Source organism: Hymenobacter sp. APR13, from assembly GCF_000737515.1.
Taxonomy (GTDB): Bacteria; Bacteroidota; Bacteroidia; order Cytophagales; family Hymenobacteraceae; genus Hymenobacter.
Genome location: NZ_CP006587.1, coordinates 905,113 through 917,724, shown reverse-complemented (window position 1 = coordinate 917,724; position 12,612 = coordinate 905,113). Strand labels below are relative to the sequence as shown.

The window sequence follows — 12,612 nt, the reverse complement described above, 5'->3', positions numbered from 1 at the left end:
AACGCTGAAAAGGCATTAACTTTGTCAGGTCGGATGGTCTGCTTTCCGTTCTGCCATTTCGGCAAAAGCGCCAAATAGTACCTACCCTTCCCTTCTTTTGCATGTCGAATACTAGTATTGTCATCACCTCCATTTTTGCTCCCACAGAGGCCGTTACCAAGTTTGCTGCCCTGCCAGATTATAGTTTGGTAGTGGCAGGCGACAAAAAGTCGCCTGCCGACTGGCAGGCTGCCGGCGTAAGTTATCTGGACGTATCGGCCCAGGAGGCGCTGGGTTTCCGGCTGAGCGAAAAGCTGCCCTTCAACCACTATGGTCGCAAGATGATGGGCTATCTGTACGCCATTCGTGAAGGGGCTAACGTCATCGTGGATACCGACGACGATAACATCCCTTATGATGACTGGACCTTCCCAGCGCTGGATGGCACGTTTGCGACGGCTCCAGCCGATAAAGGGTTCGTTAATATTTACAAGAATTTTACCAGCCACCACATTTGGCCCCGCGGCTACCCACTCGACCTGATTCTGGATACGGAGCACAATCTAAAGGAAGAGGAGCTACAGCCCCAGGAAGCTAAAATTGGCATCTGGCAGGGTCTGGCCGACTCTGACCCTGATGTGGATGCCATTTACCGGCTGATTGATAACACCGAAATCTTCTTCGACAAGCGCGACCCCATCGTGCTGCCCGAAGGGACTCTGTGCCCGTTTAACTCGCAGAACACGCTGGTACGGCGAGAGTTGTTTCCACTTCTTTACCTGCCGGCGTATGTCACGTTTCGCTTCACTGACATTCTGCGGGGCTTAGTAGCTCAGCCTATCATGTGGGTACATGGTTACCGGCTAGGCTTCACGCAGGCTACGGTTCTGCAGGTGCGTAATCCCCATGATTATATGAAGGATTTCGAAAGCGAAATTCCATGTTACCTGCATCCTAACCGCGTAATTGCGGCCGTCACCCGTGCCATCAGCCCCGATAATACAGTAGGTGAGAATCTACGCCGGGCATACGCGGAGTTGGCTAAGGAAAACATTGTATCAGCGCTGGAAATAGAGCTGTTGGAATTGTGGCTGGCCGATATTGAGGCGCTTACTAACTAGTTATCAGGTCATGCAGGATTTTCCTTCCGTATCCGTTGTGATTCCGTCTTGGAATCAGGGCCGTTTCATTGGCCGGACCCTCGATAGCATCCTCAAGCAGGATTATCCGGGGCCGATAGAGGTTATTGTTTCCGATGGCGGGTCGACCGACGAAACGGTGGACGTGCTAAAGAGCTATGGTGACCGTATCAGATGGTGGTCGGCAAGGGACGAGGGTTTCGTAGATGCCGTAACGAAGGGCGTGGCTCAAGCTACGGGCGAAATTCTGGCAGTACAAAGCTCTGACGACTATTATCTGCCTGGGGCCTTTCGGGCGATGGCAGCTGGTTTCCAACGTCATCCCGAAGCCAGTTTTGTATCGGGTGGAGAGTACGCCATTGATCTGGCCGGTAAAATTGTGAGCAGCAGTAGACCTCGGGGAGAAATTACTCCTCGCAGTATTTTGTTTGAGTCTATTCCACCCCAGCACGCCACTTTCGTCAAGCGCCGCTACTTCGAAGAAACCGGGGGTATGCGCCGTGCCGTGGACATGTGCGCCGACATTGACCAGTGGTACCGCATTGCCCACCTTGCGCCCGGCCACTATATTCCGGAAATGGTAGCCGTGTACCAGTTGCACCCCGATCAGCGTACTGTTACGTCAGATAAGTGGTACCCCAATTTGGTAAAAATGGTGGAGTTGACTGAGCAGGAGTCTCGCTATGGCAGCGTATTTCAACTCAGCGACGAGGAGCGCCGCAACCTGTACCCGTACTGGGAAATTAACTGGACCAGTAAGCGTGACCCCGCTGCAGCCCGCGCCATTGCCTTGCGTCTGCTGCCGAACCTACTTAGCTACAGCAGCCGTACGCGTCGGATGATTCTGGGCAATACTGTCAACCCAGTGGCGAGAAAAGTATTGCCGCGTGGCATAGTAAGCGCTTTGCGACCCACCGAGAAATCTGCGCCTGCAGCTTCGGTCCCAGCCGTTAACCTGGAGTGGTGGCGGGAACCTGTGAGAGATTAGCACTCATGGTAGTCTGTTGGCGGCAGCTACAGACCTAACTTCAACTGGCCATAAAGCCGGAAATTCTTTTCAATCGTAATAAGCGCACATGAACATTCATGCCCCAATCTATATAGCTGGACACCGTGGCATGGTTGGTTCTGCTATTATGCGCCGTCTGCGCGAAGCTGGCTACGACAACTTTATTTTGCGCACATCTGTAGAGCTAGATCTGCGCAATCAGGTGGCAGTAGCTGAGTTCTTTGCGGAAATCAAGCCGGAGTATGTAGTGCTGGCAGCCGCTAAGGTGGGCGGTATTCAGGCCAATAACATCTATCGGGGGGAGTTTCTATATGACAATCTGATGATTCAGAGCAACGTCATACACCACAGCTACCTCAATGGGGTGAAGAAGCTGCTGTTCCTGGGATCGTCGTGCATTTATCCCAAAATGGCTCCGCAGCCTCTGCAAGAAGAATCGCTGTTGACAGGGCCTCTGGAAAATACCAACGAGCCCTACGCTATTGCTAAAATTGCCGGTATTAAGCTTTGCGATGCTTACCGGAGCCAATACGGTTGCAACTTCATTTCGGCCATGCCCACCAATCTTTATGGGCCGCATGACAACTATAATCTGCAAAACTCACACGTACTGCCAGCACTCATTCGAAAGTTCCACGAAGCAAAGAAGGCTGGCTTGCCTGAAGTAGAGGTGTGGGGTACTGGTACCCCGCGCCGCGAATTTCTGCATGCTGACGACCTAGCAGATGCCTGCGTGTGGTTGCTGGAGAACTACAGCGAACCAGGACTAATAAATATCGGGACTGGAGAAGACTTAAGTATTAAGGAACTGGCCGAACTGGTAAAACGCACTGTGGGCTACGAAGGTGATATTCGGTTTAACCCCGAGTACCCTGATGGTACTCCGCGCAAGCTTATGGACGTAAATAAACTGACTCGCCATGGCTGGAAAGCGCGTATTGGCTTGGAAGAAGGTGTGGCTGCAGTATACGCTGAGTTTGTGGCTCAACCAGATGCCGTCGCTAACCGTTAGGCGAAGAAGCCTCGCTACAGTCTGTTTTTTTTAATCTTTGACTTGTTCTCATGAAAGTTGCGCTAATAACCGGCATCACCGGTCAGGATGGAGCCTATTTAGCTGAGTTGTTGCTTAGTAAAGGATATCAGGTCCACGGTCTCAAACGGCGTTCGTCGCTTTTCAATACCGACCGTATTGACCACCTTTACCAAGATCCGCACGAGACGGATGTGCGGCTGAAGCTACATTACGGTGACCTTAATGACTCCACTAACCTGATACGGATTGTGCAGGAAGTGCAGCCCGACGAGATTTACAACCTCGGCGCCATGTCGCACGTGAAGGTGTCGTTTGATACGCCTGAATATACAGCCAACGCCGACGGTATCGGGACTTTACGTCTGTTGGAGGCTATCCGGATACTCGGACTGGAGAAGAAAACCCGAATTTATCAGGCCAGCACCTCAGAGCTTTATGGCTTGGTACAAGCGGTGCCCCAAAGTGAGACAACGCCTTTTTATCCTCGTTCTCCATACGCGGTAGCAAAGCTTTATGCCTATTGGATAACAGTGAACTACCGAGAGGCTTATGGCATTTATGCCTGCAATGGCATTCTATTTAACCACGAAAGTCCATTGCGTGGCGAAACCTTTGTAACCCGCAAAATTACGCGGGCCGTAGCCCGTATTTCTCTGGGTCTGCAGAGTAAGTTCTTCCTGGGCAATATTGACGCGAAGCGTGATTGGGGCCATGCCCAAGATTATGTAGAGGCAATGTGGCGTATTTTACAGCAGGAATCGGCAGAGGATTATGTTATTGCTACAGGCGTGACGACTACTGTGCGCGAGTTTGTGCGTCTGGCCTTTGCCGAGGTAGGCATTGAGGTGGCTTTCGAGGGGGAAGGGGTAGATGAAAAAGCCCGAGTTGTAAGCAACAGCAACCCCGAAAGCCAAGTGCTGCCTGGTGAGATAGTACTTGAAATTGATCCTCGATACTTCCGTCCTACCGAGGTAGAGCTACTTATCGGTGATCCTACCAAAGCAAAAACGCAATTGGGCTGGGAACCTAAGCATGATTTGGCTTCGCTGGTGAAGGATATGGTAGTAGCTGATGTTGATCTGTTTCGTCGTGATGCCTACCTATTAGAGGGAGGACACAAAGTGTATAACTACCATGAGTAGTGGTCCACGACTCGACTTCTAATTGCCTTATAAAGAAGCCGGTATTGAGCCGGCTTCTTTTATGTTATGTTGCCCACAAAAATGACTAACACGCCTTTTTTCTCCATAGTCACACCTACCTATAATCGGGCTAACCTGATTGGGCTAACGCTGGATTCAGTGCTGGCCCAAAAGTTTGAAGCATGGGAACTGTTGATAGTGGATGATGGGAGCAAGGACGAAACCGCCGCTGTAGTGCAGCCTTACTTGGCCGATCCACGGATTCAATACCTGTCCAAGGAAAACGCTGAGCGCGGCGCAGCCCGGAACTACGGTTTAGCCCGCGCCCGAGGCGAGTACGTGATATTCCTGGATTCAGATGATCGTCTGCATCCCACCCACTTAACTACGCTAAAACAGAAGATTGCGGAGTTAGGCCAGCCTGCTTTTATTGCCACTAAATACGATTTCGACCGCGACGGGCAACGGCGACCCTCCGATCTGTCCTCACTGCCCGCCGGCCCGCTCGGGTTTGAAGCTTTTCTGGATGGCAACCCGCTGGCATGCAATATCTGCATACGCCGCCTGAATCCCAGCCTATACCTCTTTGAGGAAGACCGGCGATATGCAGCTGTCGAGGACTGGATGTTTATGCTGGAAAACACGCAACATGGGGGGGGAGTGCAGCTTGTGGATGCCGTAACGCTGACCATGAACGACCACGACCAGCGCTCGATGAGGGCTGATAACCAGGGCTTGATTCGGCGATTAGAATTAGCAGCCGGATGGATGGAACAGCACCTGACCCTAACTGCTGGACAGCGGCGGCGGCTATTGGGACGGGTTTACTACCTATGCTCCATTCACTCTCACATAGATGGCTTTCAGGCACAAGCCATGCGCCATGCACTACGGGCCATTCCAGGTCTGCCCTTACGGGCAGGGGTTGAGCTACTGATTCGTTGTGCAGCACCTCCTGCTTTAGTACAATGGGCCAAGCGCCGGATGGATCGTTAAAGTTCAGATAGTATGCCTACTTCCCCTGGTTCATTACGCCTATTATTTCTGAGTTATTGGTCCGCAGATGACCCTTTGACAACGGCTACTGTGCTGCCACATCTGCGCCTGCTACAGGCTTGCGAAGACGTGGCGCATATTTGTGTGGTAACAATTGAGCGCGACGGTCAATCCACTACTGATTACCAACTGCACCTGCCCTTTGCATCTCCCAAAATAGTTTTTCGGCCGTTGGTATCGCGTCGGCGCGGATCCGTGCTGCTTACCAAGACGGAAGATTTCACCCGCTTCCCGGCCGAACTTGCGGCTTTGGCAAAAGAACAAGGCTGTACTTTTCTGCTTGCCCGTGGAGCCCCCGCAGGGTCGCTGGCTTATCTGGTCTGGCGGCGTACGGGGTTGCCTTTCAGCGTTGAATCGTTTGAGCCTCATGGGCAATACATGCGTGAGGCTGGCGTGTGGTCGCGCTTCGATCCCCGCTACTTACTGGAGCAGTATTGGGAAAAGCAGCAAAAAAAGTACGCTCGCTTCCTACTTCCGGTAGCTGATAATTACCGGCAGCAGCTTATTAGCGAGGGAGTGCCAGCCGAGCGAATTATTACAGTGCCCTGTTCAGTGGACTTGACAGCTTTTGCCTATCATGCCGCGCATCGACGGGCTGTGCGACAGCACTTAGGCTGGCCTGAAGATGCAGTGGTTGGTGTTTACGCAGGCAAGTTTGGCGGTATCTACTACAACGATGAAGCCTTCGCTTTATTCCGTCAGGCGGCTGATTTTTTCGGCCTTTCTTTCCGCCTGCTTCTACTCACGCCTTTGCCAGCGGCAGCCGTGCAGGATCAATTAGTAGCGGCCGGATTACTGCCCAGCCAGACCTATGTAGCCAAAGTTCCTTTCACAGAAGTTCCACATTACCTTTCGGCAGCTGACTTTGCTTTCGGCTTGCATCGCCCTACACCGTTTGTCTCACCAATTAAGCATGGAGAGTATTGGGCCAACGGCCTGCCTATTTTGATGCCTGATGGGGTAGGAGACGATTCGGCCATTGTTAAGCGCGAAGGTGGAGGGGCCGTTTTTGACCTAACACGTCCTGATAGCGTAGATGAGGCTTTGCAGCAACTGCGGACAATCCTGAATACTCAAAATTATCGTTCCACATGCGAAAAGCTGGCCCAACGTTACCGTTCTACAAGGCTAGCACATGCTGCCTATGACCTACTTTTAGCTAAAATCAGATAGGCTGCTCAAAAAGCTAAGCCATGTGTTTGCTTCCGATAATATGGAGGTTGTTTCTGCTTTTCATTTCCGCGTCTTCTCATGAAAATATATGCTATCAGTCTCGTAAAAAACGAAGTGGACATTATAGAACACTGTTTACGCAGCGCCGCTGTTTGGGCAGAGAAAATCTTTGTTTACGACAATGGTAGTACAGATGGTACTTGGGAGCTGGTGCAAAATCTGGCAAAAGAGATACCTTCAATTGTTGCCTGGAAGCAGGACAGTAAACCTTTTTACGAAGGCATGCGGGGAGAGGTGTATGAAGCTTTTCATCACCTAGGAGAAGAAGGTGACTGGTGGTGCTTTCGGTTGGACAGTGATGAAATTTACCCATGCAATCCTGCAGATACGTTAGTTAATATTGATAAAAAATATCAAGTAGTTGCTAAAGAATCCATAGAGTATGTGTTAACACATGAGGATATTATAGAGTATGATTTTACACAATTAACTCCGGTTAATTTCAATAATATTCGTTATTATCTTCCCAATACTTACTCTGAAGTGAGGTTTATTCGTCATCGTGACAGATTGAAATGGCAGGTCGGACGTGATATGCCGAAATATATGGGTATTACGAGCCCGGATAGGATCAAGGTGATGCATTTTCAGTATCGGTCTATTCCGCAAATGATTAACCGCATTAGAGTTAGAAAAAAAGCTAGGGATGAAGGGTTTGTTAACTGGGAATTTGCTGATAACAGCGACTGGAAGAATCTGTTGTTTAAAAGGAGCGAAGCCATTTATGATACAGGGAACCACAATTGGAAGCTAAGCGCTGAAACGAACAATTATTTGCCCCCATATTACAAGTACATCATACAACGCGTGATGCGGTTTATGAAAATAATTCCATAGTGATAAGCGTTATTTATTTTGTGATTATTAATAAACAATAAATAGATTTTGGTATATGATGCTTCTTTAATTATCTAAATAATGCATTGAGTGATACCTGTTGATATCAAGTTCAGTATCGCTAAACTGTGCAAGATTAGCTATGGCCACAGAAGAGGGATTCAGTATGTGTAAATTGTAAAGCTATTGGCCGAGCGTAGTTCACAATGCATTACTATTCCCGCCACCTCTCTGGCTCGCACAACTTTTGCAAAGAATTATATGTACATTAATTGGGTCGCATTGTAATTGGCCCCGTGATATTTATCTTGTATTCAGTATGTTAATGGGTTGATCGTCTCTGGTTTCTCAGGCCACAAATGGGGATTTCACTTGTATGTTGTATTATTGTGCTCCGGAAGAGAAGGAACAAGAAATCTACTAGTCTTCTAAATAACGCCAGTCGCTTTGTTGATTGGCCAGATGAATGCGTATTCTTTTTCTTGGTTACTGGGGCCTGCATGACACGCTGACAGTAAGTACGATACTCCCGCACTTGCGCATCTTGCAAGAGCGTTCTGATGTGTCCGCCGTGCGTTTGGTTACCATCGAACGAGGGGTTGACGCGCAAGCGGAGTTGATTCTTGCACTAGGCTTTAATGCCGACAAAATTAGTTTCGAGCCGTTGCGCTCGCGGCCAGGGCGCAACGTCATTCTCAATAAGATAGAAGACTTCACGCGCTTTCCGGCCGAGTTGGTGAAGCAGGTAGCGCAGTTCCGTGCCGACTTCATCTTAGCGCGTGGCGCGCCAGCAGGCGCCTTGGCATATCTGGTCTGGAAGCAAACCCAATTGCCATTTTATGTGGAATCGTTTGAGCCGCACGCTGACTATATGCTGGAGTCAGGCGTGTGGAAGCGCTACGACCCGCGTTTTTTATTTCAGCGATACTGGGAGCAGAAGCAGAAGCAACTAGCTAGCGGTCTGCTGCCGGTAGCCGAGAATTACCGCCAGCAGTTAATTAAGGAGGGCGTAGCCGCCGACCGGATCGTCACGGTGCCTTGCTCCGTTGATCTCACTGCTTTTCGCAATAATACCGTCTTAGGGGCGCAAATACGCGTTCGGTTGGGATTTCCGGCCGATGCTGTTGTAGGAGTGTATGTAGGCAAGTTTGGGGATATCTACTATGATCAAGAAGCGTATGAACTGTTCCGGACGGCCGCCTATGAGTTTGGTCCTGCCTTCCGGCTAATTGTCCTCACCCCCAATTCGGAAGCCACTGTGCGTGCAAAACTCGCAGCGGTTGGTTTCGCGCCAGACAATGTGTTCGTGACCAAAGCGCCCCACGCCGATGTACCCGGATACCTAGCGGCCGCCAGCTTTGCATTTGCTACCATAAAGCCGGCTGAGTGTCGGCGGTTCTGCTCTCCCATCAAGGTAGGAGAGTATTGGGCCGCGGGGTTACCAGTATTGCTGACAGAGGGCGTCGGCGACGACAGCGACATTATTCAGCAGGAGGGCGGCGGCGCTATTTTCAACTTAAGCCGCCCTGAAACCGTGCCTGCTGCTTTCCGGCAGCTTCAGGTTTTGCTTCAGAATCCTGACCACCGCATCACAATCCGGGGGCTGGCTGAACGGCACCGTAGCGTAGAGCGGGCCCGCGAGGCCTATGCGCAGCTTCTGCCCAAGGCATAGCACGGCGTATATTGCCCACAATGTCGAAAAAGGTCGCCATCCTGCAGTCCAACTACATTCCCTGGAAGGGCTACTTTGACCTGCTGAACAGCGTTGATGACTTCATCTTATATGATGAGGTGCAGTATACCAAAAACGATTGGCGTAACCGCAACCGCGTTAAAACGGCGCAGGGCGTGCAATGGCTGACTATTCCGGTGCGGCAGGAGCGGCTGGCACAGAAAATCAGCGAAACAAAGGTGTCTGATTCCAATTGGCATACCCGGCACTGGCGCACGTTAGCTCAGGCCTATGCTCGTGCTCCATACTTCGAGCAGTACCGGCCGGAGATTGAGAAGCTATATGCTCCTGATGAAGTAAACCTGAGCTTTATCAATCAGCGCTTCATCAGGGCAGTTGCGGGGTGGCTAGGTGTTCAAACTCGGCTGCACTCGTCAGCCGATTTTACCGTAGACGGTGACCAGACAGCGCGGCTGGTGCAGCTGGTGCAGGCAGTAGGTGGCACCGAGTACGTGTCGGGTCCGGCGGCGGGTGCGTATCTTGATGTCGAGCAGTTTGCCCGAGCGGGCATTGCCCTGACTTGGATGAGCTACGAAAGATACCCCGAATACTCGCAGCTGCACGGCCCGTTTGAACACCGGGTGAGCGTGCTGGATCTGTTACTGAATGTCGGGCCCGCTGCCCGCCGGTACATGTTGTCGTTCCCTGAAAGCCGGTCTGCATGACAGTGCCCGACTACTCGGTGGTAGTGCCCGTGTATCAGGGGCAAGCTACTTTGCGTAAGCTGGCGAAGCAGCTCCGCCATTTTTTTGAAGCGCATGGCTACTCTTTCGAACTGATCTTCGTGCACGACTGCGGGCCTGACGACTCGTGGCGCGTAATCCGGGATCTGCGACAAGAATGGGGCGCGGAAGTGGTGCGGGCCGTGCGGCTGGCCCGCAACTTCGGGCAGCACAACGCGCTGCTCTGCGGCTTCCGGCACGCGCGGGGCCGGTTCTTCATCACGCTCGATGAAGACTTGCAGCACGATCCAGCCGACATTGCGCTCCTCATCCGGCGGCAGCAGGAGGCGGACTACGATGTGGTATATGGCTGTTACGAAGCTATCCGGCACGCCGGGTGGCGCAACCTCTCGTCAGGGCTGTTGCGGCGGCTGTTGCGCGCCGGCATTCCCGACTTGCACCCTGACTACTCGCCTTTCCGGCTGCTGAAGGCCAGTGTGGGCGGGCATTGCTTGGAAATGCGCAACTCCTATACCTTTCTGGATGGCTACCTGACCTGGGTAACTGCGCACGTGGGCAGCGTGCCGGTGTCACACAGCCCGCGGGCGGTGGGCCAAAGTGCCTACACGATCCGCAAGCTTCTGCGCCACTCACTCAACATCTTCGTTACATTCTCTGATGCGCCGGTGCGGCTGCTTACTTACGCCTCGGTGCTGGTTTTCCTGCTGACTACGCTCTATTCGGGCTATATCCTGCTGCGCAAGCTGCTCTACAATGATTTGCTGCCGGGGTTCGCCTCGCTGATCATTGCTATTGGCTTTGGCGTGGGCTTGTTGCTGCTGGGTATGGGAATTCTGGGGGAATACATCCACCAGATCAACCTGAAAACCACGCGCCGCCCCAACTATGTGGAAGCCGAAACCCTGGATTAGCCTACTCCTATGCCTTCTGCCTCCCGCATTGCTATACTAGGCGCCGGCGCGCTGGGCCAGCAGATGGCACAGCATCTGCGGCAGCAAGGCAGGAGGGTGGCCGGCTTTTTTGATGATACCTGCCCAAGCGCTACCACCGCCGAAGGGCGCGTGCTGGGCCCGCTGGCGGCAGTGGCAACGGAATTTGCGGCTGGCCGCTTCGATGAGTTGCTGCTCGGTATCGGCTACCGGCACATGGCCCGGCGGCAGCAGGTATTTGATGAGCTTCGGGCGGATGGCATCCCGTTTGGGCAGTTTATCCACCCTAGTGCCTTCGTTGATGCAAGTGTGCAGCTGGGGCCAGGCGTGTTTATCTCGCCGGGCTGCGTGCTCGACCTGAACGTGACACTGGCGGCCAACGTGCTGCTCTACACTGGCTGCTTAGTCGCCCATGATACATTCATCGGCGCGCACTCGCTGCTGGCGCCTGGCGTGCGCCTGGCCGGGCAGGTGGCAGTGGGGGAGAGGTGCTTTTTGGGAATTGGAACCACTGTTATCGACTCGCTGGCGCTGGGGGCTGATGTGCGCACGGGTGGCGGCAGCGTCGTGACGCGCAACCTGCCGGAACCGGGTACTTATGTAGGCGTGCCGGCCCGGCGGTTGCGTTAGCCAGCAGGAGGCAGCCGGCAAGCGGCATCCTGCTAGCTTTGTGGCTCCGCGCCCTGGCCTGCTATGCTTCCGTTCAACAAATCGTACTTCGTCGGCACTGAAACCCGCTACATCGAGGAAGCAGTACGCTCCGGTAAAATTTCCGGCGACGGACTCTTCACGCGGCGCTGCGAAGCCTGGTTTGCACAGCAGCTTGGCTCGGCCCGCGCCCTGCTCACCACTTCCTGTACCGATGCGCTGGAGCTGGCCGCGCTGCTGCTCGATATCCGGCCCGGCGACGAAGTGCTGCTGCCCAGCTTCACGTTCCCGTCCACGGCCAACGCCTTCGTGCTGCGCGGGGCCCGGCTCGTGTTCGTGGACTGTGCGCCCGACGCGCCGGCGCTAGATGCCACAGCCCTGGCAGCGCTGGTGACGCCGCGGACCCGCGCTATTGTGCCGGTGCACTACGCCGGCACGGCCTGCGACATGGGCGCTGTGCTGGCCGTAGCAACGCACAACGGCTTAGCCGTGGTGGAAGATGCGGCGCAAGCCATCAGCAGCACCTACCAGGGCCGGCCGCTGGGCTCATTGGGTACGCTGGGAGCATTTTCCTTCCATGAAACCAAGAACATCACGGCCGGGGGTGAAGGTGGCCTTCTGGCCGTCAACGACCCGCAGCTAGTAAGCCGGGCAGAAATTTTGCGGGAAAAAGGCACTAACCGGGCAGCTTTCTTTCGAGGCGAAACCGACAAGTATAGCTGGGTGGACGTGGGTTCCTCGTTTCTGCCGGCCGAAATTAACGCGGCCTACCTGTGGGCGCAGCTGGAAGCCCTAGATTTCATTCAGGCACGACGGTGCGCCATCTGGCGGCGCTACCACGCCGCCTTGCAGCCGCTGGCTGAGTTGGGGGTGGAACTGCCGGCCCAGCCCGCCTACGCCAGCAACAACGGCCACCTGTATTACTTCGTATGCCGCTCGCTGGCCGAACGGACCAGCCTGCTGGCGTATCTGAAAGCCCGCGACATAGCGGCCATTTTCCACTATCAGCCGCTGCACCGCAGCCCCTATTACGCTACGCGCCACAACGGCCGGCCGCTGCCCCGCGCCGACCGGTACGCAGATTGTCTGGTTCGGCTACCTTTGTACGTGGAACTGGCCGAAGTCGAGCAGCAGCGCATTGTGCGGGAAGTGCTGGCTTTCTACCGCTGCCGGTAGCGCCAGAGTCCTCAGA

The 12,612-nt window shown here is 53.6% G+C and carries 12 protein-coding genes; all 12 read left to right on the top strand.

Annotated elements, in window-relative coordinates; genetic code table 11:
- Positions 1-101: 101 nt before the first annotated feature.
- The 12 genes from N008_RS03875 (at position 102) to rffA (ending at position 12,596) form a co-directional block, all read left to right on the top strand.
- Entirely contained in the window at positions 102-1,100 is a 999-nt protein-coding gene (locus N008_RS03875; protein WP_044013879.1) for an STELLO glycosyltransferase family protein, read from the top strand.
- A gap of 10 nt (positions 1,101-1,110) precedes the next feature.
- The gene (locus N008_RS21280) at positions 1,111-2,106 is read left to right on the top strand and encodes a glycosyltransferase family 2 protein (protein WP_081910597.1); all 996 of its coding nucleotides are present in this window, start codon (positions 1,111-1,113) and stop codon (positions 2,104-2,106) included.
- A gap of 88 nt (positions 2,107-2,194) precedes the next feature.
- The gene (locus tag N008_RS03865) at positions 2,195-3,139 is read left to right on the top strand and encodes a GDP-L-fucose synthase family protein (RefSeq protein ID WP_044013877.1); all 945 of its coding nucleotides are present in this window, start codon (positions 2,195-2,197) and stop codon (positions 3,137-3,139) included.
- Positions 3,140-3,189: 50 nt separating this feature from the next.
- Complete coding sequence (gene gmd / locus N008_RS03860) at positions 3,190-4,302, top strand: GDP-mannose 4,6-dehydratase (protein WP_044013875.1); 1,113 nt, start codon at positions 3,190-3,192, stop codon at positions 4,300-4,302.
- A gap of 81 nt (positions 4,303-4,383) precedes the next feature.
- A complete protein-coding gene (locus N008_RS21275) occupies positions 4,384-5,298 on the top strand; it encodes a glycosyltransferase family 2 protein (protein WP_197062944.1) in 915 nt (304 codons plus the stop codon).
- 12 nt (positions 5,299-5,310) lie between these two features.
- Positions 5,311-6,531: a hypothetical protein gene (locus N008_RS03850; RefSeq protein WP_044013874.1), complete on the top strand. Its 1,221-nt coding sequence runs from the start codon at positions 5,311-5,313 to the stop codon at positions 6,529-6,531.
- A 78-nt stretch (positions 6,532-6,609) separates the two neighbouring features.
- Entirely contained in the window at positions 6,610-7,428 is an 819-nt protein-coding gene (locus N008_RS03845; RefSeq protein WP_044013871.1) for a glycosyltransferase family 2 protein, read from the top strand.
- Positions 7,429-7,894: 466 nt separating this feature from the next.
- Positions 7,895-9,100 carry a glycosyltransferase gene (locus tag N008_RS03840; protein WP_044013869.1) on the top strand — a complete coding sequence of 402 codons (1,206 nt, stop codon included), beginning with the start codon at positions 7,895-7,897 and terminating at the stop codon, positions 9,098-9,100.
- A 20-nt stretch (positions 9,101-9,120) separates the two neighbouring features.
- A complete protein-coding gene (locus N008_RS03835; RefSeq protein ID WP_044013867.1) occupies positions 9,121-9,825 on the top strand; it encodes a WbqC family protein in 705 nt (234 codons plus the stop codon).
- Complete coding sequence (locus N008_RS03830) at positions 9,822-10,754, top strand: glycosyltransferase family 2 protein (RefSeq protein WP_044013865.1); 933 nt, start codon at positions 9,822-9,824, stop codon at positions 10,752-10,754. The genes N008_RS03835 and N008_RS03830 overlap by 4 nt, the downstream gene beginning before the upstream one ends.
- A gap of 9 nt (positions 10,755-10,763) precedes the next feature.
- Positions 10,764-11,402, top strand: coding sequence for a NeuD/PglB/VioB family sugar acetyltransferase (locus N008_RS22240; protein WP_071884479.1), 639 nt, complete (start codon positions 10,764-10,766; stop codon positions 11,400-11,402).
- Positions 11,403-11,465: 63 nt separating this feature from the next.
- Positions 11,466-12,596 carry a dTDP-4-amino-4,6-dideoxygalactose transaminase gene (rffA, locus tag N008_RS03815; RefSeq protein WP_044013862.1) on the top strand — a complete coding sequence of 377 codons (1,131 nt, stop codon included), beginning with the start codon at positions 11,466-11,468 and terminating at the stop codon, positions 12,594-12,596.
- Positions 12,597-12,612: the final 16 nt, after the last annotated feature.

Coding starts and splice junctions, on each gene's coding strand:
- N008_RS03875 (WP_044013879.1), top strand. CDS start 102: ATGTCGAATACTAGTATTGTCATCACCTCCATTTTTGCTCCCACAGAG.
- N008_RS21280 (WP_081910597.1), top strand. CDS start 1,111: ATGCAGGATTTTCCTTCCGTATCCGTTGTGATTCCGTCTTGGAATCAG.
- N008_RS03865 (WP_044013877.1), top strand. CDS start 2,195: ATGAACATTCATGCCCCAATCTATATAGCTGGACACCGTGGCATGGTT.
- gmd (WP_044013875.1), top strand. CDS start 3,190: ATGAAAGTTGCGCTAATAACCGGCATCACCGGTCAGGATGGAGCCTAT.
- N008_RS21275 (WP_197062944.1), top strand. CDS start 4,384: ATGACTAACACGCCTTTTTTCTCCATAGTCACACCTACCTATAATCGG.
- N008_RS03850 (WP_044013874.1), top strand. CDS start 5,311: ATGCCTACTTCCCCTGGTTCATTACGCCTATTATTTCTGAGTTATTGG.
- N008_RS03845 (WP_044013871.1), top strand. CDS start 6,610: ATGAAAATATATGCTATCAGTCTCGTAAAAAACGAAGTGGACATTATA.
- N008_RS03840 (WP_044013869.1), top strand. CDS start 7,895: ATGCGTATTCTTTTTCTTGGTTACTGGGGCCTGCATGACACGCTGACA.
- N008_RS03835 (WP_044013867.1), top strand. CDS start 9,121: ATGTCGAAAAAGGTCGCCATCCTGCAGTCCAACTACATTCCCTGGAAG.
- N008_RS03830 (WP_044013865.1), top strand. CDS start 9,822: ATGACAGTGCCCGACTACTCGGTGGTAGTGCCCGTGTATCAGGGGCAA.
- N008_RS22240 (WP_071884479.1), top strand. CDS start 10,764: ATGCCTTCTGCCTCCCGCATTGCTATACTAGGCGCCGGCGCGCTGGGC.
- rffA (WP_044013862.1), top strand. CDS start 11,466: ATGCTTCCGTTCAACAAATCGTACTTCGTCGGCACTGAAACCCGCTAC.